This window comes from Sphingobium sp. TKS (genome assembly GCF_001563265.1).
Classification (GTDB): domain Bacteria; phylum Pseudomonadota; class Alphaproteobacteria; order Sphingomonadales; family Sphingomonadaceae; genus Sphingobium.
The window spans coordinates 993,178-1,013,328 of the sequence record NZ_CP005083.1 but is presented as its reverse complement, the minus strand read 5'-3'; the positions used below and the strand labels follow the sequence as shown (position 1 = coordinate 1,013,328).

The 20,151-nt window shown below is 66.2% G+C and carries 16 protein-coding genes; 8 read left to right on the top strand and 8 right to left on the bottom strand.

What is annotated here, in order from left to right:
* Positions 1-50: 50 nt before the first annotated feature.
* Complete coding sequence (locus tag K426_RS05065) at positions 51-1,166, top strand: GNAT family N-acetyltransferase (RefSeq protein ID WP_066554564.1); 1,116 nt, start codon at positions 51-53, stop codon at positions 1,164-1,166.
* Between the two features lie 10 nt (positions 1,167-1,176).
* Positions 1,177-2,016, top strand: a complete 840-nt coding sequence (locus K426_RS05060) for a cupin-like domain-containing protein (RefSeq protein ID WP_066554562.1) — start codon at positions 1,177-1,179, stop codon at positions 2,014-2,016.
* On the opposite strand, the gene K426_RS05055 is transcribed toward K426_RS05060, so the two are convergent.
* The 3 genes from K426_RS05055 to K426_RS05045 form a co-directional block, all read right to left on the bottom strand.
* Positions 1,994-3,049: a GNAT family N-acetyltransferase gene (locus K426_RS05055; RefSeq protein ID WP_066554560.1), complete on the bottom strand. Its 1,056-nt coding sequence runs from the start codon at positions 3,047-3,049 to the stop codon at positions 1,994-1,996. The genes K426_RS05060 and K426_RS05055 overlap by 23 nt on opposite strands.
* Before the next feature lie 39 nt (positions 3,050-3,088).
* Positions 3,089-3,454 carry a DUF962 domain-containing protein gene (locus K426_RS05050; RefSeq protein WP_066554557.1) on the bottom strand — a complete coding sequence of 122 codons (366 nt, stop codon included), beginning with the start codon at positions 3,452-3,454 and terminating at the stop codon, positions 3,089-3,091.
* 66 nt (positions 3,455-3,520) lie between these two features.
* Positions 3,521-4,492 carry a serine hydrolase gene (locus K426_RS05045; protein WP_066554555.1) on the bottom strand — a complete coding sequence of 324 codons (972 nt, stop codon included), beginning with the start codon at positions 4,490-4,492 and terminating at the stop codon, positions 3,521-3,523.
* Between the two features lie 92 nt (positions 4,493-4,584).
* On the opposite strand from K426_RS05045, the gene ung reads away from it, so the two are divergent.
* The 6 genes from ung to K426_RS05015 all read left to right on the top strand — a co-directional run bounded on the left by ung (position 4,585) and on the right by K426_RS05015 (position 12,776).
* A complete protein-coding gene (gene ung / locus K426_RS05040) occupies positions 4,585-5,283 on the top strand; it encodes a uracil-DNA glycosylase (protein ID WP_066554554.1) in 699 nt (232 codons plus the stop codon).
* Entirely contained in the window at positions 5,280-5,546 is a 267-nt protein-coding gene (locus tag K426_RS05035) for a hypothetical protein (RefSeq protein ID WP_066554552.1), read from the top strand. The genes ung and K426_RS05035 overlap by 4 nt, the downstream gene beginning before the upstream one ends.
* Before the next feature lie 41 nt (positions 5,547-5,587).
* Positions 5,588-6,019 (top strand): DUF488 domain-containing protein, encoded by a 432-nt coding sequence (locus K426_RS05030; protein ID WP_066554550.1) that lies wholly within the window; start codon positions 5,588-5,590, stop codon positions 6,017-6,019.
* Between the two features lie 66 nt (positions 6,020-6,085).
* On the top strand, positions 6,086-9,415 hold the full coding sequence (locus K426_RS05025) for a transglutaminase family protein (RefSeq protein WP_066554548.1): 3,330 nt from the start codon (positions 6,086-6,088) through the stop codon (positions 9,413-9,415).
* A complete protein-coding gene (locus K426_RS05020) occupies positions 9,412-11,889 on the top strand; it encodes a circularly permuted type 2 ATP-grasp protein (RefSeq protein WP_066554545.1) in 2,478 nt (825 codons plus the stop codon). Before K426_RS05025 ends, K426_RS05020 begins: the two co-directional genes overlap by 4 nt.
* Positions 11,886-12,776 (top strand): transglutaminase family protein, encoded by an 891-nt coding sequence (locus K426_RS05015; protein WP_066554543.1) that lies wholly within the window; start codon positions 11,886-11,888, stop codon positions 12,774-12,776. The genes K426_RS05020 and K426_RS05015 overlap by 4 nt, the downstream gene beginning before the upstream one ends.
* A 50-nt stretch (positions 12,777-12,826) precedes the next feature.
* On the opposite strand, the gene K426_RS05010 is transcribed toward K426_RS05015, so the two are convergent.
* From K426_RS05010 to ald, 5 genes are all read right to left on the bottom strand, one after another.
* Complete coding sequence (locus K426_RS05010; protein ID WP_066554538.1) at positions 12,827-15,241, bottom strand: TonB-dependent receptor; 2,415 nt, start codon at positions 15,239-15,241, stop codon at positions 12,827-12,829.
* A 130-nt stretch (positions 15,242-15,371) separates the two neighbouring features.
* Positions 15,372-17,129 carry a tetratricopeptide repeat-containing sulfotransferase family protein gene (locus K426_RS05005; protein WP_066554531.1) on the bottom strand — a complete coding sequence of 586 codons (1,758 nt, stop codon included), beginning with the start codon at positions 17,127-17,129 and terminating at the stop codon, positions 15,372-15,374.
* A gap of 51 nt (positions 17,130-17,180) precedes the next feature.
* Positions 17,181-17,546: a hypothetical protein gene (locus K426_RS05000; protein WP_066554530.1), complete on the bottom strand. Its 366-nt coding sequence runs from the start codon at positions 17,544-17,546 to the stop codon at positions 17,181-17,183.
* Between the two features lie 206 nt (positions 17,547-17,752).
* Positions 17,753-18,583: a sulfite exporter TauE/SafE family protein gene (locus tag K426_RS04995; protein ID WP_066554529.1), complete on the bottom strand. Its 831-nt coding sequence runs from the start codon at positions 18,581-18,583 to the stop codon at positions 17,753-17,755.
* 415 nt (positions 18,584-18,998) lie between these two features.
* Positions 18,999-20,114, bottom strand: a complete 1,116-nt coding sequence (gene ald / locus K426_RS04990) for an alanine dehydrogenase (protein ID WP_066561385.1) — start codon at positions 20,112-20,114, stop codon at positions 18,999-19,001.
* Positions 20,115-20,151: the final 37 nt, after the last annotated feature.

The following is a 20,151-nucleotide window of genomic DNA, read 5'->3' as shown; positions in this document are numbered from 1 at the left end:
ATCCACCCGGATTAGCCTTTCCCTAATCATTGGCGGCTAAGGCCGGGGCCATGGACATGGCTTCCCATCCCGCATTGGCGAATGCGCGCGCCTATGCCCCGGTGCAGCGCGCGCGATGGGCCGCGCTGGCGGACGAGGCGGCGGAGGCCAATGCCTTCTACATGCCCGAAATGCTGTGCGCGGCGCTGGATCATCTGGCGGGCGACAGGATCGTGCGGGTGCTGGAAGCGCAGCGGGGCAGCGATCTGATCGGGCTGATGCCGGTGGTGGTCGCGCCGCGGCATGGGCGATTGCCGGTAAGCTGCGTCACCAACTGGATGCACGACCATATTTTCTTCGGCGCGCCGCTGATTCGGCGGGGCGAGGAAATCGCGGCCTGGCGCAGCCTGTTGGGGCAGTTGGACGACGCGCCATGGGCGCCGGGCTTCCTGCACCTGCGCGGGCTGGATGCGGCGGGCGCCAATGCGGCGGCGCTGGAGGCGTTGTGCGTCGAGCAGCGGCGGGGGCGGCGCGAGGTGCATCGCTACGACCGGGCGATGTTGCGGTCGGATATGGACGCGGATGCCTATTGGGAAGCCAATGTGCGCGCCAAGAAGCGCAAGGAATTGCGGCGCTTGCAGAAGCGGCTGGCGGATATGGGCACGGTCGAGAGCCGGTTGCTGGCCGATGGGGCGGAACTCGCGGCGTGGTGCGGCGAATTTCTGGCGCTGGAGGCTTCGGGCTGGAAGGGGTCGGAAGGGTCGGCATTGGCCTGCAAGGTCGATGATGCGGCTTTCTTCCGCGCAGCCTGCGCGGCGGCGTTCGAGAGCGGACGGCTGCATTTTCTGCGCATGGACCTGGATGGGCGGGCGATCGCGATGCTGGTCAATTTCCGGCATGGCGAAGGCGCCTTTTCCTTCAAGATCGCATTCGACGAGGCTTTGGGCCGCTTTTCGCCGGGGGTGCTGATCGAGATCGCCAATCTGCATGCGGTGCTGGGCGATCCCGGCATCGGCTGGATGGATAGCTGCGCGGCGGCGGATCATCCGATGATCGACAGCCTGTGGGCCGAGCGGCGGACGATTACCCAATATCGCATTGCCTTGCGCGGCGCGGGCCGAAGTGCGGCCTTTGCGCTGGCCAATGGCGTCGAGGCGCTGGGGCGGCGCCTGAAAGGTCAGGATTGAGAGGGCAGCTATGAACGCGGTGTTTTCGGAAGGGGCGCGGGCGGATTTTGCGGCGGCCTATCCTGATCGGGCGGCGCAATTGAGCCATGGGCTGGTGGGGCATGAGCTGCTGACGCTGGAGGCTTTGGCCGGGCTGGCGGAGCGGATGCCTGCCGCTTGCGTGGAGTATAATCTGGGCAAATTGCCGCTGGGCGTGCGGGCGGAGGATACGCCTTCCAACGGGCTGAGCCTGGGCGAGACGATCCGGACGATCGAGACCAACGGCAGTTGGGCGGTGCTGAAGAATGTCGAGCGGGATGCGGATTATGGCGCTTTGCTGGACCGGGCGCTGGGCGAGCTGGCGGTGCTGGTGGAGCGGGAGACCGGGCCGATGCTGCACCGGGAAGCCTTTATCTTCCTGTCCTCGCCGGGGAGCGTGACGCCGTTCCACATGGATCCGGAGCATAATATCCTGCTCCAGATCAGGGGGGAGAAGACCATGACGGTCTTTCCGGCGGGCGACGAGGAATTGGTGCCGGCGGTGCAGAGCGAGGCCTTCCATGCGGGCGGGCATCGCAATCTGGACTGGCGGGAGGGGTTTCGCGACCGGGGCATGGCGGTGACTCTGTTGCCTGGGGATGCCCTTCATGTGCCGGTGAAGGCGCCGCATTTCGTGGAGAACGGGCCGTCCGTCTCGGTCAGCCTGTCCGTCACCTGGCGGTCGGAGCGGAGCGTGGCCGAGGGCGAGTTGCATAGCCTGAACGCGCTATTGCGGCGGCGGAGGTTGCCGACGGCGCGGATCGGCGCGAGGCCGGAGGCGCAGGGGGTGCGGCGGATCGCCTATCGGATCATGCGGAAGCTGGGCGCTTAAGGATTTTGCGGAGGATGGCTTCGGCCTCGAGGCGGGGGCTGAAGCGGTCGATCTGCCACCATTCCAGTGCTTCCTCGCGGGTGGCGAGGCTTTGCTTGTAGCGATCCTTGCCGGCGAGCAGGGAGTAGAGTTTCAGGTTGCGCGCTGCATAATGGCCGACGGCGGCGGCGTGGCAGAGCAGGCCGGGCTTGTCCTTCGCGGTGCGCGGGGCGGCGAAGGCGGACTGGTAGTTCATCGCCGTGCCGTCGTGGAGGAAGTTGAGGAGCAGGCCCACGACTCCCTCCCTATCGGTGAAGCGGAGCAGTTCGACCTTATCGCTGCGGGTGGCGAGCGTCGCGGCGAAGCGGCGAAAGGCCGGGTCGTCCCAGGCATTGTCGGCGTGGCGCCCGGTGTTGAGAGCCTGCATCTCCGCCAGCCATGGCTCGATCTCGGCGGCGCTGGCCTTGGTGATGGTGGGGAGCGCGCCGTCATGATCCTTGATAGCGCGGCGAATCTGGCTGCGGCTGTTGGCGCTGAGCAGCGCGAGATAATCGGAGGCGCGGACGGCTTCGAGGTCGACCTGATAGACGGGGGAGCGGTCGAGGCGGGTCTTGCGACGGGCGGGGATTTCGAGAAGCGGCGAACCGGGCGCGATGCCGCTGAAGCGGAGGGTGCGCCAGTCCTTGCGTTTTTGGAGGGCTTGAAGGGCGGCTTCGGTCGCCTCCCCTTCCCTGCCCTTCGCGATCAGCAGGCCGTTATATTCGATGAAGGGGCGATCGGCGGCGGCATCGCCCGACTGGTTGAGCGACAATGTGGCGGTGGGGCCGAGCAGGCGGGGCTGCATGGCGTGGCCGAACAAGGCGAGCGCGATGTCCTGTCCCTGCGGGTCGGTGAGGGCGAGGAGTTCGGGGCGGACGCCGTAGCTTTCCAGCCAGGCGCCGGTCCACGTCCAGCCGAGGAAGAAGCTGGGGGTTGCGCGGGACTCCAGCGCTTGCCAGCGGGTGGCGAGGATCGCGGGATCGGGGAGGCGGGTGAATTGGGCGGTGAGGGCCATTGCGGCCCTTTTGGCAGAGCCGTGGCGAGGATCAAGGGACTATAATTGGCGGCGCAGGGCGGGATCGACCGAACCGTCGGGGCGGACGCCCGCGCGTTTGAGATCGCGGCCCATGCGGCCGGTCATGAAACGGAACCACATCACGAAATCGGCGCGGAGCGACCAGAGGGGATAGCGGAAGGTCGCGGGGCGGTTATGTTCGATCAGGCTGTGGCCTGCCCAGGCGAAGCCATAGCCCGCCAGCGGCAGCGCGGGAACCATCCACCAGCTTCCCGCGATGGGCAGCGCGGCGAGCAGCAGCACGACCAGGCTGGTGCCCGCATAGTGCATCGCCCGCGTGCCCGCATGGGCATGTTCCTGGAGATAATAGGGCCAGAAGTCCCTGAACGCAGCCTTGCCGTCCATCGCACTCCCCCTCCTCCATCGCCTTTCAGGCTAACGGGAAAGGTGATCGAAGTTAAGATCGATGCGTCAGGCCGTGTGCCGATCGGGGGCGAACAGGAAATAATCATAAGCGGCCCGCGCCGCTTCGGCCATGATGCGGTCGCGCATCTCATGCCCCTTATAGTCCTTCATCACAAAGACCGAAATGACGAATATCCGCCCGTCCGGCAGGGTGATGATGCCCGTATCATTGCCAAGGCCGTTCAGCGTCCCGGTCTTGTGCGCGATGCGCGTGCCGGGGGGCAGCATGGCGCGCAGCCGGGCCTTGCCGGTCTTGCAGCGTTCCATGATCGACAGCATCAGCGCGGTCGTCTGGGGTTTGAGTAATTTGCCGAGGCGGATCGCGGCGAGCAGGTCGTCCATCGCGCGCGGCGTGGCGGTGTCGCGGGGGTCGGCGGTGAAGCCGATATTGGGCATGTCGCGCGCGTCGCGCTGGGCGGCGGAAAGGCCCGACTCCATGGCGGCTTCATCCCCGAAGCTCACGCCGGCCACCTTGGCGCGGGCAAGCAGGTCGCGGGTGTTGCTGTCGACGCGCAGCCCCTTGATCCCGGCGGCATGGACCCAATCGTTCACCGCCTGCGGACCGCCTGCGCGGGCGACGAGGGCGTCGGTCGCCTCATTGTCGCTCAAGGTCAGGCTCATTTCCAGCAGCGTGCGCACCGGCAGCGGACGGCCGAGGCGAAGCAGCGGTTCGTCGAGGCTGAGGCTGCCCGCGTCAAGCAGCGAGAGAATCTTGGCCGCGACCGCCACCTTGTAGGTGCTGGCCATCGGGAACAGCGTGTCGCCATTATAAGCCAGCGTCTCCCCGGTGCCGAGGTCGCGCACGGCGATGCCGACCGTGCCGTCGGTCAGCGTCGAGAAGCGGGCGAATTCGGCCATCAGACGCGATTGCGCGTTATGTTCGACCGGGTTCGCCGTCGGCCCGAAGGCGTCGGCGGTGGGCAAGGGGGCGAGGAAAAGCCCGAGGAAGGCGATCAGCTTGGTACGAAGGCGCAGCATCCTGCTTATTTTCCCGATTCGCCGGTCCAGCGCAAGGGCGGGAAAGAAGGATCGTTGACATCGGTTCACGCCCCGGTTCATCACGCCGGGCCATGAGCGACACTATCAAGCTGGACGAGAGCTGGCGCGCGCCGCTGCGCGGGGAATTCGCAAGCCCCTATATGCAGGGGCTGAAGCGCTTTCTGGAAGAGGAGAAGGCGCAGGGAAAGCGCGTCTTTCCCAAGGGCAGCGAATATTTCCGGGCGCTGGACCTGACGCCGCTCGACAAGGTGAAGGTGGTGGTGCTGGGGCAAGACCCCTATCATGGCGAGGGGCAGGCGCATGGGCTGTGCTTTTCGGTGAAGCCGGGGGTTCGGACTCCGCCGTCGCTGGTCAATATCTACAAGGAATTGCAGAGCGATCTGGGTTTGCGCCCGCCGCGCCACGGCTTTCTGGAGCATTGGGCGGGTCAGGGCGTGCTGCTGCTGAACAGCGTGCTGACGGTGGAGATGGGCAAGGCCGCATCCCACCAGAAACGCGGCTGGGAACAGTTTACCGACGCCATCATCCGGCTGGTCAACCAGAAGGTCGAGCCGGTGGTCTTCCTGCTGTGGGGCGCCTATGCGCAGCGCAAGGCGGAGTTTGTCGACGGGACGCGGCATCTGGTGCTGAAGGCGGCGCACCCCTCCCCCCTTTCAGCGCATAACGGCTTTCTGGGCTGCGGGCATTTTTCGAAGGCCAACGCCTTTCTGGACGAGAAAGGGCGCGGGTCGATCGACTGGGGTCTGCCTGAAACGGTGCCGGTGCCATGAATTTCGACGATCAGTTGCACCGCTATTTCGGGGTGCGGGACGTGGACGCGCTGACGCCCGACGCGCTGGCGGCCGGGATCGAGCATATGCGGGTGGATTTCGGGCTGGAGACTGATGGGCGGCGGCGCTTTGCGCTCTGGTCGCTGATGTTCCTGCTGGGCGATGCGCCCGATCTGGACGAGGCGTTCGCGGACCCGGCCGACCGGGACGCGGCACGGGACTTCATGGAGATGATGGAGCGGGCTGAGGGGGACGGAGACTAAGTCAGTTCCTGCCCGCGCAGGAACACGGTATCTTGCCGAGCATGCGAATCTTCACCATCGGCTATGAGGGCGCGACGCAGGACGAGGTGATCGCGGCGTTGCAGACGGCGGGTGTTACCCTGTTGGCCGATGTGCGGGCGGTGCCTTTGTCGCGGCGGCCGGGTTTTTCCAAGAATATCCTGGCCGCCGGGCTGCGGGAGGCGGGGATCGACTATGTGGGGTTGAAGGCGCTGGGCACGCCCGCCGCCGGGCGCGAGGCGGCGCGCAAGGGCGATCACAAGCGGCTGGCGGAGATTTATGAAGGGCAATTGGCGCTGCCTGAGGCGATGGTGCAGGCGGCGCAACTGATTGAAATGGCGCAGGAGCAGCCGGTGGCTGTGCTCTGTTTCGAGCGGGATGCGGCGGCGTGCCATCGCTCGCTGCTGCTGGATGCGGTGATGCCGGATGCGGAGCGGGTGGATTTGTTGCCCTGACAGAATCTTTGGGCGCAAAACGATTGTATATTGCATTGCAGCAGGGGGTGGCGTTTCATCGCTTCCATGCTGAAGGCCGCGCTCCACCACCTGACGTCCTATCGCTACAGCCGCCCGATCAGGCTTGGGCCGCAGGTGATCCGATTGCGGCCCGCGCCGCACAGCCGGACGAAAATCCCCAACTATGCGTTGAAGATCGAGCCTTCCGGACATTTCCTGAACTGGCAGCAGGACCCGCATGGCAATTGGCTGGCGCGGATCGTCTTTCCCGATCCGGTCGACCATTTTTCGGTCGAGGTCGACCTGCTGGCCGATCTCGACATCATCAATCCCTTCGATTTCTTCGTGGAACCTTATGCGGAGGAGTATCCCTTCGCCTATGACGAACAGCTGAAAACCGACCTTGCTGCCTATTTCGAGCTGGAGGATCAGGGGCCGCTGTTCGAGGCGCTGGTGGAGAGCCATCAGGGTTTCGAGGGGCGGACGATCGATTTTCTGGTCGAGGTGAACCGGCAGCTTCAGCAACGGGTCGGCTATGTGATCCGCATGGAAACCGGCGTGCAGGGGCCGGAGGAGACGCTGGAGATCGGCACCGGATCATGCCGGGATTCAGCCTGGCTGCTGGTGCAATTGCTGCGGCGGCTGGGCTTTGCGGCGCGCTTCGTGTCGGGCTATTCGATCCAGTTGGTGGCGGATGTCGAGCCTTTGGAGGGGCCGAAGGGGGTTTCGCAGGACGTGGTCGACCTGCATGCCTGGGCGGAGGCCTATGTGCCGGGCGCGGGTTGGGTGGCGCTGGATGCGACGTCGGGCATGTTCGCGGGCGAAGGGCATATTCCGCTCTGCGCGACGCCGCATTATCGATCCGCCGCGCCGATCAGCGGCATGGCCGAACCGGCGGAGGTGGATTTCCACTTTTCCATGGGGGTCAGCCGCATTGCCGAAGCGGTGCGGATCACCAAGCCCTTTACCGATGCGCGCTGGGATGCGGTGATGGCGCTGGGGGCGAAGGTCGATGCCGACTTGGCTGCGCAGGATGTTCGCCTCACCACCGGGGGCGAGCCGACTTTTGTGGCGGAAAATGGCGGCGACGAAGGCGAGTGGAATGGCGATGCCGTCGGGCCGACCAAGGCGGGCTATGCCGACCGGCTGATCCGGGGGCTGCGGGAGACGTTCGCGCCGGGCGGGCTGCTGCATCATGGGCAGGGCAAATGGTATCCGGGCGAGAGCCTGCCGCGATGGGCCTATGCGGTATATTGGCGGCAGGATGGGGTGCCGATCTGGCGGGATGCCGGGCTGATCGCCGATGAGGTGGCGGCTGAGGATGCGCGGGCGGTGACGGCAGAGGATGCCGAGGCCTTTATCGCGCATATGGCGGGCGCGATGGGCTTTACGTCCGAGCATATCCAGCCGGTCTATGAAGACCCGGCGGTCTGGGCGGTCAAGGAAGCGGACCTGCCGGTCAACACATCGCCCGACGATCCCAAGATTTCCGATCCCGAAGCCCGCGCAAGAATGGTGCGGGCGTTCGAGCGGGGGCTGGACCAGCCGGTGGGTTTCGTGCTGCCGGTGCAGCGTTGGCAGAGCCAAGTGCCGACGCCGCGTTGGCAGAGCGAGATATGGCAGTTGCGGCGTGGCAGGCTGTTCGCGGTGCCGGGGGATTCGGCGCTGGGCTATCGCTTGCCGCTGGGGTCGCTGCCGCATGTGCCGGAGGCGGCCTTTCCCTATATCCATCCCCGCGATCCGAGCGAGCCGCGTGGACCTTTGCCGGATTTCCGCGCCACGCTGGATGAGGTTCATGCCCAGCCGGTGCAGCGGGTGCCGGATGCGCCGGGCGGGACTGTCGCGCAGGAGCGGGTCGAGCAGTTCCATATCGAAGGGGCGGTGCGCACCGCCGTGACGGTGGAGCCGCGCGGGCATTTCCTGTCGATCTTCCTGCCGCCGGTGGAGGCGCTGGAGGATTATCTGGAACTGGTGGCGGAAATCGAGGGCGCGACGGAAGCGATGCGGATTCCGGTGCGGATCGAGGGCTATGCGCCGCCGCCCGACCCGCGATTGCAGGTGCTCAAGGCCACGCCCGATCCGGGCGTGATCGAGGTGAATGTGCAGCCCGCCGCGAGTTGGGACGAGACGGTGGCGATCACCGAGCGGCTCTATGCGCTGGCGCGGACCTGCGATCTGACCGCCGACAAGTTCATGGTCGACGGGCGATCCGTGGGCACCGGGGGCGGCAATCATATCGTGCTGGGCGGGCCGAGCCTCATCGACTCGCCCTTCATCCGGCGGCCCGATCTGCTGAAAAGCTTTGTGCTGTACTGGCAGCGGCATCCTTCCCTCTCCTATCTGTTTTCGGGGCTGTGCATCGGGCCGACCAGTCAGGCGCCGCGCATCGATGAGGCGCGGCATGACGGGCTTTATGAGCTGGAGATTGCGCTGGCGCAGGTGCCTGCTCCGGGCGAGGGTGATGCGCCGCCGCCCTGGCTCGTCGACCGGCTGTTCCGCAATCTGCTGGTCGATGTGACGGGCAATACCCACCGCACCGAAATCTGCATCGACAAGATGTTCTCGCCCGATGGGCCGACCGGGCGGCTGGGCTTGTTGGAGTTTCGCGGCTTTGAAATGCCGCCGGAGCCGAAGATGAGTCTGGCGCAGCAATTGCTGTTGCGGGCGCTGACGGCGTGGTTCTGGCGCCAGCCGCAGCAGGGCAATCTGGTGCGCTGGGGGACGGCGCTGCACGACCGCTTCATGCTGCCGCATTTCGTCTGGGCGGATTTTCTAGAGGTTTTGGGCGACCTGCGCGGGGCGGGGTACGACTTCGATGCCAACTGGTTCGAGGCGCAGAAGCAGTTCCGCTTCCCGATCCATGGCGCAGTCGATGCGGGCGACGTCGGGCTGGAGATCGCCCACGCGCTGGAGCCGTGGAACGTGCTGGGCGAGACGGGCGCGATCGGCGGCACGGTACGCTATGTCGACAGCTCGACCGAGCGGTTGCAGGTGCGGGCGACGGGCCTGATCGCCGGGCGGCATGTCGTCGCCTGCAACGGGCGGCGCGTGCCGATGACGCCGACCGCCGTGCCGGGCGAAGCGGTGGGCGGCGTGCGTTATAAGGCCTGGGCGCCGGCGGCCTGTCTGCACCCGGCCCTGCCGGTCAATGCGCCACTGACCTTCGACGTGCTGGATAGCTGGAGCGGGCGGTCGCTGGGCGGCTGCGTCTATCATGTCGCGCATCCGGGCGGGCGCCATTACGACACGCTGCCGATCAACGCCTATGAGGCCGAGGCGCGGCGCAAGGCGCGGTTCCAGGATCATGGCCATACGCCCGGCCCGGTCGACATGCCGCCCGCCGAGGCTCCGAGCGAGTTTCCGATGACGCTGGACCTGCGTTTCCGGCATCCATGAGCATGGCGGACGCCCTTCCTGTAGACGCGGCGGGCTGGGCCGAGACCTATCTGGCGGGAGCGCCGAAGGGCGATCTGTTCGCCGGAGCCAGCAAGGAGATGGCGGGCCATTGGCGGGCCATGCTGGAGCGGCTGTCGGTTCAGGCGCAGGGCGATCCGGCGGTGCTGGCGGGCAATGTCGAGCGGCAGGCGGTCGATCTGGGGCTTGCCTTCCGCCTGACCGGGGATCAGCAGGAACGGCCCTGGCCGCTCAGCCCCGTTCCGCTGCTGATCGGCGCGCAGGAATGGACACATATCGAGCAAGGCCTGGTCCAGCGGGCGCAGTTGCTGGAGCGCGTCATCAGCGACATATACAGCACGCAATCGCTGGTCCGGGACGGCAAGCTGCCCGCCAGCGTCATCACCGGCAGCCCGCATCATTGGCGGGTGATGACCGGCGCGCCGCCGCCCCATGGCCATTTCATCCATTTCTACGCCGCCGATCTGGCGCGGGGGCCGGATGGCGAATGGCGCGTGCTGGCGGACCGGGTGCGCACGCCGGTGGGCGTGGGCTATGCGCTGGAGAACCGGCTGGCCTTGTCGCGGGCGACCGGGGATTTGCTGGGCGCGCTCAATGTGCGGCGGCTGGCGCCTTTTCTAAGCGATTTGCGGCGCGGGCTGGCGGCCGATTGCGAGCGGAGCGATCCGCGCATCGGCCTGCTGTCGCCGGGACGGTTCAACCAGAGCTATGCCGAGCAGGCGCATCTGGCGCGCTATCTGGGCCTGTTGCTGGTCGAGGGCGAGGATCTGATCGTGTCCGACGGGCAATTGTTCGTGCGCACGATCCAGGGATTGAAGCGGGTCGATGGGCTGTGGCGCTGGATGGACAGCCGCTTCATCGATCCGCTGGCGTTCGACGCGGAATCGCGCATCGGCGTGCCGGACCTGTTCGACGCCTGCGTGAAGGGCGGGCTGATGCTGGCCAACTGGCCGGGCGTGGGCGTGATCGAATCGCGGGCCATGGCGGCCTTCCTGCCGGGGCTGGCGCGGGAGGTGCTGGGGGCGGACCTCATCCTGCCCAATATCGCGACCTGGTGGTGCGGGCAGAGCGCGGAGCGGGCGCATGTCGCGGACGCGATGGACGAGCTGGTGGTGGGATCGGCCTTCGACCGCGATGTGGCCGGGCTGACGGGCACGCGCTTCCTGCCCGGATCGGCCATGGATGCGGCGCAGCGGGCGGCCTTGCTCGACGCCATGGCGCGGCGGCCGATGGACTATGTGGGACAGGAGGTGGTGCGGCTGTCGACCACGCCTGCGATCGTGGACGGAAAGCTGACCCCCCTGCCCTTTACCCTGCGCGTGTTCGTGGCGCGGGACGAGCTGGGGCAATGGCGGATCATGCCGGGCGCCTTCACCCGGCTGGCGGCGCATGGCGACATTCGCGCCGCGCTGATGGGCGAGGGCGACCTGTCAGCGGACATGTGCGTGCTGGACGGCAAGCCGGTGCCGCAGGACGGGCTGTCGGCGGTGGCCGCAGCGCCCGCGATCCGGCGCGTGGGCGGGATGCTGCCCGCCAAGGCGGCGGACAATCTCTATTGGCTAGGGCGCTATATCGAGCGCACGGAGATGACGGCGCGGGTGATCCGGTCGATCGTCGGCGGGTCGATCGAGGCCGATCTGGGACCGGCCGTCGGATCGCCCACCATGGATCGGCTGATGGGGCAGCTTGCCCTTTGGGGGGCCATTCCCGACGCGGCGGGGGCGGTCGGGCCGCTTTGCGCGCAGGCGTTGGGCGACGGCGTGCAGCCGGGCAGCGTGCGGGCGTTGCTGGCGGCGGTGGCGGGGATTGGCGAAGGGCTGCGCGACCGGCTGGCAGTGGATTATTGGCGGCTGGTGCGCCTGCCCCTGCCCGATTTCGACGGCGGGGTGACGGAGACTTTGCTGGAAGCCTCTTCCCGCATGATCGAGCGGATTTCGGCGCTTTCCGGGTTGGCGGCGGAGAATATGGGGCGGACCGAAGGGTGGCGTTTCCACGACATGGGGCGGCGGATGGAGCGGGCGATCAACGGCTGCCGCCTGGCCATGCTGTTCGGGGCCGACTGGGCGTCGGCGGATGATCTGACCGTGCTGCTGGATTTGAACGACAGCCAGATCAGCTATCGCAACCGCTATCTCGCCGGGCCTGCGCTGGCGCCGGTGCGCGATCTGGTGGCGCTGGAACCGCAAAATCCGCGCTCGATCGTCTATCAGGTGCAGAGGTTGGCGGAGCATGTCGCGGCGCTGCCCGCGCTGCATGGCGACGGCATGCCGGAGGAACCGCAGCGGCTGGCGGCGATGCTGGCGGCGCGGTTGGTGCCGCTGACCGGGGATGCATTGGGCATGGCCGATCTGGCCGACACGGAGAGCCGGCTGCTCGGTCTTTCGGATGCCATCGGGCAGCGCTATTTCCTGCAACGGCGCAAGGAAAAGAATGAGGGCGTCAGCCTGCTGTCATGATCTACCACATCCGGCATCAGACCATCGTGCATTATGATGCGCCGGTGCAGTTGGCGCGCTTCAACCTGCGGCTTCGGCCCGCGCCATGGCCGGGGCAGTGGACGTCGGATTATCATCTGGCGGTCGATCCCGCGCCCGCTTCCATCGAATCGCGACCGGGGGCGTGGCCGGTGAATGTCGCCCGGCTGGAGATCGACAGTCCGTTGCGCCGGATCAGCATCGAAAGCAGCTTCCGTGCCGGGGTGCAGGGCGGCCCGCCCATCGAACCGCAAGAGGATGATCCAACCGTCGGCGCGGTGGCGGAGGCGGCTTTGGCGGCGCGGGACATGGGGCCGGCGGGGCCGGCGCATTATCTCTACGCCTCGCCGCGTGTGCCATTGGCGGCGGAGATCGGGGCTTGGGCGGGGGATTTGCTTGCGCCCGGGCGGCCGATTGTGGGGGCGGCGCTGGAACTGGCGCAGCGGATCAAGGGCGCGTTCGCCTATGTGAGCGGGGCGACCGATGCGGCGACGCCAGTGGCGGAGGCCTTTGCGGCGCGCCATGGGGTGTGTCAGGACTTTGCCCATGTGATGGTGGCGGCGCTGCGCTGGTTCGGGCTGCCTGCCGCCTATGTGAGCGGTTATTTGCGCACCGATCCGCCGCCGGGCATGGCGCGGCTGGTCGGCGCGGACGCGATGCACGCCTGGGTGATGCTGTGGTGCGGGCCGACGCGGGGGTGGATCGGCTTCGATCCGACCAATGGGGTGATAACCGGGGACGGGCATTTGTTCGTCGCCATGGGGCGGGACTATGCCGACGTCGCGCCGATGGATGGGCTGTTCGTGGGCGGCTCCGGGCAGAATGTCCAGGTGATGGTGGACGTCATGCCGGAGGAGGAGCGGGTTTAGAGGCTCGCACCACGTGCTCCTGCGAAGGCAGGAGCACCGGAACCTATTTGCTACTCGAAATCATAGCCCACTTTCAGCCCGAAAAATTGCGGCTTGGTCGGGTAGGTCCGGGCATAGGCGCCGCAGATTTCCGTGGCGCAGATGGTGTTCTTGCCCAGCGCGCCATGGCTGTTGAAGGCGTTCTGGATGAACGCCTCTATCCGCCAGCTATCCCAATGGGTGCCGATCGAGAAATCGGCGGTGGTGAAGGGTTTGGTCGGCCCGACCGCCGCATAGTCCGCGTCGGTCAGGAAGGTGCGCGTGCCGCCCTGATGCGACACCGATCCCTGCACGAAGGCCGTCATCGCGCCGAGCGGCCATTCATAGCGCGCCGTGGCCGAACCCTTGAAGCGCGGCATAATCGGCAAGCGCGTGCCCTTGGCCGCGGCGGGCGGGACGCCGGGGTTGCAGACGATATTCTTCGTCACCGGATCGACTTCGCAGAAATCGCTGGTGAGCTGCGCGTCGACATAGGTGGCGCTGGCCGACAGGCTGAGGCCGCCGAAGCGGGCCGACAGGTCGCCCTCCACGCCATAGATGCGCGCGTTGCCGGCATTATAGGTGTTGGTGACGCCATTCTGACCCACCGGCACCAGCCCGAACTGGAGGTCGCGCCATTTCTGGTAGAAGGCGGCGCCGTTGAAGGTGAAGCGCCCGAAACGGCTTTTCCAGCCCAGTTCGAAATTGTCGAGCTTGTCCGATTTGAACGGATTGACCCCTGGCCGCCGGTTGTTGCCGCCCGGCCGGTAGCCGCGCGAAACGGTGCCGTAGAGCATGATGTCGCTCGACACCTGCCATTTGATGCCGCCGCGCCAGATGACGCCCGATTCCACCTGCTTCTTGTGCACATTGGCGCAGGGGACGTCGGGTAGGCTGGTGGGGAAACAATTGGCCGGATCGAGATTGCTGGCGCTGTTGGTGCCGGAAAAGCCGTAGATGGTGTTGTGGGCCACATAGCCGCGAACGCCCGCGATCAGCGTGACATTGGGCACAATGTCATATTCGCCCTGCGTGAACATCGCATAGTCGCGGTCCTTGCGCTTGACGCGGGTGAGGAACACGGTGTCGCTGGTGCCGAAGGGAGTGAGCCAGATCGGCGTCGGGATCGAACCGATGCCGACCGTCTGATAGTCGGCCCCGATCTTGTCGGTCTGGACTTGCAGGAACATGCCCGCGGCCAGCCGGAACGGCTTGTCGGTGGGCGAGTTCACGCGCAATTCCTGCGTGTGCTTGGTATATTTGTCGAACTGGTGCGCGGTTTGCGTCGGGTCGATGGGATGGCCGTTGGCGTCCGGGAAAAAGGTGGTGAAGCCCGGCTGCGTCACGCCGTTATCGTCGACATAGGTGTAGCTGTCGTAAGCGACCGAATAATAGGAATAATCGGCTATATTATCGACCTTGCGCTCGAAATAGCCGCCCGAATAGGTGATGTCCCAGTCGCTGAGCTTGCCCTGGATGGTCAACGCAGCCTGCCACCAGCGGTCCTTGTTGCGGCTGGGCAGATAGTCGGTGACGTTCAGATAGCCCTTGGTCGGATCGTAGAAGAAGCCGCCATGGGCGATCTGGCTCTGATAGAGAAATTGCGGCGTGACCGTCCAATTGTCGTCCAGGTCGACGCGCAGCGCGGCGCGGCCGCCCCAGGTTTCGACGTCGTTATAGTCGTTTTCGACCAGCGCGTTGTTGTTGACGGTGAGGTTGGTGCTGGGGTCGTTATCGTCCAGCGTGAAGGTGCGCGTGCCGGGGATATTGTCGATATAGCCGCCGGCCCGGTCATAGAAGCCGACGACGCGCAGCGCGGCATTGTCGCTGATCGGCAGGTTGATATAGCCTTCCGCCGATCCGCCGAAATCGCCCTTGCTGAACTTGTTGACTTGCAGGTCGATGCTGCCGGTCGTCTTGCCCAGTTCCGGACGGTTGGTGATGATGCGCAGCGTGCCCGACAGCGAACTGGCGCCGAACAGCGTGCCCTGCGGCCCGGCCAGCGCCTCGATCCGCGCGACGTCATAGAGATGGACGTCGACCATGCCGCCGATGGTCGTGACCGGGATTTCGTCGACATAGGTGCTGCTGGTCGGCAGCGGGCCGATATGCAGAGGCGGGCCGCCCGATCCGGTGGCTACGCCGCGGAAGAAGACCTGCGCCTGGCTGGGGCCGAAGGACTGGATGGAGACGCTGGGCAGCAGCTTGGCATAATCGTCCAGCGCCTTGGCATTGGCCTGTTCCAGCTTGGCCTGGCCGAGCGCGTTGATGCTGATCGGCACATCCTGCAACCGTTCCTCGCGGCGCTGGGCGGTGACGACGATCACGTCGCTGTAGGCGGGCGGCGCGGCCTGTTGCGCCGGTTCCTGCGCGAGAGCCGGAAAGACCAGCGCGCTGGTCACCAGCAATGCGGACGAAAACTCCATCAAGCGTAAGCGACCTGACATCGGCTACCTCCCCTCAGGTGCACGAGTTTCTGCGGGAAATTGTCATCAACTGCCGGAAGCGCGCAATGGAAAATCGTTGCGTCCCGACAATCATGCGCTTTTTCAGGCGATTGTTACCCGAAAGCCACGGTCAGGGCGCGTCGGGATAGCTGTCCAGCACAGGGCCAAGGGCAGCGATCAGGGGCCGGAGCTGCGCTTCGACGGCGCGCCATTGACCCTCTCCATCGCGGTTGATCGGGCGGCGGACCTGTTCGCTGCTGGCGGTGCGCACGGCGCGGCGGTTCTGGTGGAAGTGCAGGCAGGCTTCCTCGAACGGCAGACCTAGCGCGGCGAGCAGGGCGCGCACCTCCGTTTCCGGATCGTCGAGCAGCCGTTCGTGGACGACGCGGTGGACGCGCCCCGGCAGCACGGCGTCGACATGCGCCATCAGCCGGACATAGTCGGCATAATAATGGCCGATGTCGCCAAGGTCGTAGCTGAACGCCTGCCCCCGCGCGAAATGCTGGCGGAAATTGGAATAGCCGCAATCAAGCGGGTGGCGGCGCGCATCGATGATCCGCGCATGGGGCAGGATCAGGTGGATAAGGCCGACATGCAGCCAGTTATTGGGCAGCTTGTCGATGAAATAGGGCCGCCCTTCGCGCCGCTGGATGCGGGTGCGCTCGATATAGGCATCCCCCAAGGCGCGGAGGCGGGCGGGGTCGAGGTCGCGCAGCATGGCGGGCCAATCGCCCTCCTGCCGCAGTTCCGCGACCAGCGCGGGCAGGTCGGGCAGTTCCATCGTCCCTTCGACCTGGCTGTGGCTGGAGAGAATTTGCTCGATCAGCGTGGAGCCGGCGCGGGGCAGACCGACGATGAAGATCGGGTCGGGCGCGGCGCAGCCCCTGCCCTGCCGCGTGGCGAAGAAATCCGGGGTGAACAGGCTGACCGCCGCATCGACTGCGCGGGTGGTGCGCGCCGCCTCATAGGGTTGGGCGATGCGGCGCAGGCGGTTCGCTTCGGCATAATGAGTGAAGGCGGCGCCGGCCTCGCCCTGGTCGCTTAACGCCTTGCCCAGCGCGAAATGGAGGTGGAAGCGGTCCTCCGCGCTGGCATGCGCGTCGTTGAGCGCGTTGGACATGGCGGCGATGTCGGTGGCGTCGAAGGCCGCCGTCTTCAGATTGGCGATGCTCCACCACGCCTCGCCAAAAGCCGGGCGCAGCGCGGTGGCGCGGCGGTAGGCGGCGATGCTGTCCGCCGTGCGGCCCACCGTCTTGAGCGCATGGCCGTAGCTCATCCAGATTTTCGGCTGGCCCGCCACCTGAGCCAATATCTGCTCGTAGAGCGCGATGGCTTCGTCAAAATCGCCCAGCCGGCCCAGTACCGCGGCGCGCAGATTGGCGTGGGCGGGGTTGGACTGGTCCTGCAACCGATCCAATTCCTCCAGCGCCTGCCCAGTCTTGTTCTGGCGGTGCAGCGCGGTCGCCAGATTGGCGCGGGCGGCGGTGAAAGCGGGCGCCAGTTCCAGCGCCCGGCGCAGCAGCTTTTCCGCATCGGCATTGCGCCCGATCCGGCCCGCCAGTTCGGCCAGCATGCGGATCGCCGCGACATCGAAGGGATTGTCCTTGAGCCGCCCGCGCAGGATCGGTTCGGCCAGATGCAGGCGGTTGTCGAGCAGGGCGACGGCGGCCTGCTGGAGCGCCGGGTCGGTGGCGGCGGCGTCGATCGCGGCGGATTCATGCCGTTCCGCCTCCCCATCCCGCTTCAGGGCGCGCAGGGCGCGGGCGGCGAGGCGATGGGCTTCGGCATCCCCGGCGGCCTGCCCAAGCCGGTCGAGGCACAGCGCAAGCGCCTGCGCGGGGTTCTGCGCAAGCGCTTGCCGGATGGAAGAATAGCTTTCGCCCCGCATCCACCCCTAAATGTCAAGCCGCACGCGGCTTAGCAAGCGGGACATGTCCGGCTAGCGGCCGGAGCCATAGACCCGCACCTGGCCGGGGCGATAGCCTTTCTCGCGCATTTCCTTCACATAATCATGGCGCGCATCGGCCAGTTCGATGCGATATTCGTCCCAGGCGTCCCGCTCATCCTCCGCATCGGTGGCGTGGCGCAGGTCGTGGGCCAGCTCCTTGCGGGCTTCGGCCAGGTCGGTGCGATAGTTGAACCAATATTTATTCTGCACACCCGCAATCGGCGCGGGCAAGGTCATGTCGTCCTCGGCGGCGGCGAGCCTTTCTTCATAGCTCATCGCGCCATAGGGCGCGGCCATCGCGGAAACCGGCGCCATGGCGAGGATGGCAAGGGCGCTGGCGACAATCGAGCGGTTCATGTCTCTTCTCCTCTTCCTGATGCGAACTCTGCTGGGTCAACGTCCGAAAAGGAGGATTTTGTGCATGAACGGATGTGCAGAATGGATGAAATGCGCTCCAGCGTCGACCGGGGGAGCGCATAAAATGACATTAAATCAAATAATATCAATAGTTTGAATAAAATCCGCCCGTGGCCTGTGCAGGGGCCACGGGCGGTCGGAGGAAGTCACATCTTGATGGCGTTGCGGAACATGACGAAGGCGATGACGACCAGATAGACGCCGAAGAATTTCTTGAGCGGTGCGGCGGGCAGGCTGTGCGCCGCCGCCACGCCCAGCGGCGCGGTGAGGATCGACATGGAGGCGATGGCCAGCGTCGCGGGAATGTTGACATAGCCCAGCGATCCCCAGGGCAAGCCGCTTTCCTTGAGGCCGATCAGCGCGAAGCCGATGGCGCTGGGAATGGCGATCAGCGTGCCGATGCCCGATGCGGTGGCGATGGCGCGGTGGATTGAGCGGCCGCATAGCGTCATCACCATGATGGCGATGGTGCCGCCGCCAATGCCGAGCAGCGCGGAAAAGGTGCCCAAGCCCCCGGCTATGCCGACCCGCGCGATGCCAGAAGGCATGGTGTCGCTGATCACCTTGCCGCCGACCTTGGGCAGCAGGAAATTGAGCGACATAAGGAACACGCCGACCGCGAAGATCATGGTCAGGATGTGCCCGTCCACATGACCGGCCAGCAGCACACCGGCGCCGTCGCCCAGGATGATCCACGGCGCCCATGTCTTGAGCACCTCGAACTCCACCGCGCCGCGCTTGGCATGGGCGAGCAGCGAGCGGATCGACGTCACGATGATCGTCGCCGCCGATGTGCCGATGGCGACATGGGCGATGGCATCATGCGTGCCGCCCAGCAGCGGCAGCACCACGAAGAGCGCCGGCACCACCACGAAGCCGCCGCCAATCCCGAAAATCCCCGCCGCGAAACCGGCGAACAGGCCCGCGCCCAGCATCGCGACCAGGGGTACTAGCCAAGTCATCATGTCACCCTGCATCAGCGCTGCTCCCCCGACGCTATGGCGCAGGCGGCACTGTTGGGGAAGATGCCTCTATGGATCAAGGCGGCGGAAGCTGTGCAATCGACCATGTTGGAAACCCATGCCTCTCTTCGGCGGAACGTGCGTGGCAGGGACGATCAACAGCCCCCACATCCACGCAAAACGAACGAAGCCGGGGAACCCGCAAAGGGAGGAGCAATATTGTGGAGAGTGGGGGGAGGAAACGGAGATGGGTGGGAAGCGGAAGGTCCGCTTTTGCGTCGCTTTCCTTGAAGTGCACCGTGCTCCTGCGAAGGCAGGAGCCCAGTCCCGCCGTTCGTGGATCGTCGCACCGTAGGAACTGGGTTCCTGCCTTCGCAGGAACACGTGCCTCTCAATGGCTGGAACTGACCAAACCTGCCGCCACGGCCCTCTATCCAATAGCCTCTTCCGCCGGCGTGTAAGGCAGGTCCAGCTCCTGCGCCACGGCCTGGTAGGTGATCTGGCCGTTCCACACATTCAGCCCGTCCAGCAGATGCCGGTCCGCCCGCAGCGCTTCCTTCCACCCCAGGTCCGCGATCTTCAACGCGTGGGGCAAGGTCACATTGTTGAGCGCATAGGTGCTGGTCCGCGCCACCGCGCCCGGCATGTTGGCGACGCAATAATGGACGATGCCATCGACGATATAGGTGGGGTCGTCATGGGTGGTGGGATGGCTGGTTTCGAAACAGCCGCCCTGGTCGATCGCGACGTCGACTAGCACCGCTCCCTTTTTCATGGTCTTGAGCATATCCGCCGACACCAGCTTGGGCGCGGCGGCGCCGGGGATCAGCACCGCGCCGATCACCAGATCGGCCTCCTCGACGCATTCCGCCAGATTGGCCCGGTTGGAAAAGCGCGTCTTCGCCCGCGCCTCGAAATGGATGCCCAGCCGCTCCAGCACTTCCGGACTACGGTCGAGAATGGTGACGTCCGCGCCCAGGCCCGCCGCCATCTGCGCCGCGTTGAAGCCGACCACGCCGCCGCCGATCACCGCGACCTTCGCCGGAAGGACGCCCGGCACCCCGCCCAGCAGCACGCCCCGCCCGCCATGCGCCTTTTCCAGCGCGGTCGCCCCGGCCTGGATCGCCATGCGTCCGGCGACCTGGCTCATGGGCTTGAGCAGCGGCAGGCCGCCATGGGCGTCCGTCACCGTTTCATAGGCGATGCCGATCGCGCCCGACGCCATCAGCTCCCGCGTCTGATCCGGATCGGGCGCCAGATGCAGATAGGTGTAGAGAATCTGGCCGGGGCGCAGCAGGGCGCGCTCCTCCGGCTGGGGTTCCTTGACCTTCACGATCATCTCGGCCGCCGCGAAGATGCTGACCGGATCGTCCACAATCTCCGCCCCGGCGCGGGCATAGAGGCGGTCATGCGCGCCGATCCCCTCCCCCGCGCCGCTTTCCACCAGCACGCGATGGCCGTGGGCGGTCAGTTCATGCACGCTCTCCGGCGTCAGGCCGACGCGATATTCGTGATTCTTGATCTCCCTGACGGTGCCTACGATCATGACCATCCTCTCCATCCTTGCCGGCGAAGCTGTAATG

Bases quoted from the DNA above. Each gene is read 5' to 3' on its own strand.
- K426_RS05065 (WP_066554564.1), top strand. From the start codon at position 51: ATGGACATGGCTTCCCATCCCGCATTGGCGAATGCGCGCGCCTATGCC.
- K426_RS05060 (WP_066554562.1), top strand. From the start codon at position 1,177: ATGAACGCGGTGTTTTCGGAAGGGGCGCGGGCGGATTTTGCGGCGGCC.
- K426_RS05055 (WP_066554560.1), bottom strand. From the start codon at position 3,049: ATGGCCCTCACCGCCCAATTCACCCGCCTCCCCGATCCCGCGATCCTC.
- K426_RS05050 (WP_066554557.1), bottom strand. From the start codon at position 3,454: ATGGACGGCAAGGCTGCGTTCAGGGACTTCTGGCCCTATTATCTCCAG.
- K426_RS05045 (WP_066554555.1), bottom strand. From the start codon at position 4,492: ATGCTGCGCCTTCGTACCAAGCTGATCGCCTTCCTCGGGCTTTTCCTC.
- ung (WP_066554554.1), top strand. From the start codon at position 4,585: ATGAGCGACACTATCAAGCTGGACGAGAGCTGGCGCGCGCCGCTGCGC.
- K426_RS05035 (WP_066554552.1), top strand. From the start codon at position 5,280: ATGAATTTCGACGATCAGTTGCACCGCTATTTCGGGGTGCGGGACGTG.
- K426_RS05030 (WP_066554550.1), top strand. From the start codon at position 5,588: ATGCGAATCTTCACCATCGGCTATGAGGGCGCGACGCAGGACGAGGTG.
- K426_RS05025 (WP_066554548.1), top strand. From the start codon at position 6,086: ATGCTGAAGGCCGCGCTCCACCACCTGACGTCCTATCGCTACAGCCGC.
- K426_RS05020 (WP_066554545.1), top strand. From the start codon at position 9,412: ATGAGCATGGCGGACGCCCTTCCTGTAGACGCGGCGGGCTGGGCCGAG.
- K426_RS05015 (WP_066554543.1), top strand. From the start codon at position 11,886: ATGATCTACCACATCCGGCATCAGACCATCGTGCATTATGATGCGCCG.
- K426_RS05010 (WP_066554538.1), bottom strand. From the start codon at position 15,241: ATGTCAGGTCGCTTACGCTTGATGGAGTTTTCGTCCGCATTGCTGGTG.
- K426_RS05005 (WP_066554531.1), bottom strand. From the start codon at position 17,129: ATGCGGGGCGAAAGCTATTCTTCCATCCGGCAAGCGCTTGCGCAGAAC.
- K426_RS05000 (WP_066554530.1), bottom strand. From the start codon at position 17,546: ATGAACCGCTCGATTGTCGCCAGCGCCCTTGCCATCCTCGCCATGGCG.
- K426_RS04995 (WP_066554529.1), bottom strand. From the start codon at position 18,583: ATGCAGGGTGACATGATGACTTGGCTAGTACCCCTGGTCGCGATGCTG.
- ald (WP_066561385.1), bottom strand. From the start codon at position 20,114: ATGATCGTAGGCACCGTCAGGGAGATCAAGAATCACGAATATCGCGTC.